1 protein-coding gene is annotated in these 1221 nt (G+C 38.1%); it reads right to left on the reverse strand.

All coding sequences use genetic code 11. The annotated features are described in order from the left end of the window. Window positions 1-1221 (reverse strand): proprotein convertase P-domain-containing protein (locus RM538_RS13355; protein WP_311333936.1); only part of this gene is annotated, 1221 nt, incomplete at both ends.

Genomic DNA, 1221 nt, shown 5'->3' on the forward strand with positions numbered 1-1221 from the left:
AGTAGACTCATTTCCGCTAGGGTCTGTAACAGTAACTTCAACATCATTTAATCCTACTTCAGCACAAGTAAATTCTATTGTGTTAGATGATAATGTACCTTCAGAGTATATAATGTTTCCATTAAATACACGTGGAGTAAAGAATGTTCCAAATGGATATGCATTACCAGCACCTTCTAAGAATTCGATATTAGCATCAGATGCAAATACAGCTCCTGGAGTTGTTCCATTTGTGTATCCAACACCTACTGTAAGTGTACTAACATAGAATGCTACTGTTTCACCAGCAAGAACTACTTGACCTAAGTTAAGGTTAAGTGGTGTTGCTGTATCAGGTCCGTTAGATGTAATACCTGTTGCAGTATCTAATAGAGTCCATGCAGACGCATCACCTTCAAACCCAACATGTGTTCCAGTTTTAAAGTATACCTCAACGTCGTCAGTACCAGTATTCATATTAATATCGAATGAATTGATAGTTACATCGTTTAGTGCGTTAATGTCAAACATATTTCCGTCTAAACCATTGTTAGAAGCAAAAGTTGTAGTTAGACTTAAAGGAGCACCTCCACCGCCAACAGTCACATTTACTCCACATGCATCATCTGCACTTACAAGTAAATCTGTAGCGTTTACAGTAGCTAAACCATCAACATCAAGAACAACATCTAATGCAGGTAATGCTAAGTCTGGAGAAGAAAGGATTAAATCCCATCCATCTAGTGTTCCGTTGTCACCACCAACTCCATCAGTAACAGTTAATGTCCAGTCACCTAAAGAACTTTCACCGTTAAAGGCAGAAAGAGCACTTGTTGGTAATACTAATCCAGAAATTGCAGGTGCAGAACCATTACAAGAATCATCTGCTAATACAGTTGCGTCATCATCCCAAGTAGCATCAATATTATCTGTAGAACAAGAAATGTTGTTAGCTTGGCTATATAAAGTCACTACTGTTCCAGCAGGAGACTCTAATTCTATAGATAAGTCACTTACCCAAGTGTGTGAAATGTTGATTGCAACATTTACATCGTCTAATGTTACATCATCAGCAACATTAATTGTGCTTACAGCTGGAGGTAATGTATTATTTAATACTTCACCAGCACCGCCAGAGTAAGTTGCAGAACCTGCTTGTCCTTCACAAACAATTACAGGAGCAATATCATCTACAACTGTTACAGTTGCATCACATGTATCTGTATTTCCGGAAGCATCTGT

The organism is Patiriisocius hiemis (genome assembly GCF_031846325.1).
In the GTDB taxonomy this organism is placed as follows: Bacteria; Bacteroidota; Bacteroidia; order Flavobacteriales; family Flavobacteriaceae; genus Patiriisocius_A; species Patiriisocius_A hiemis.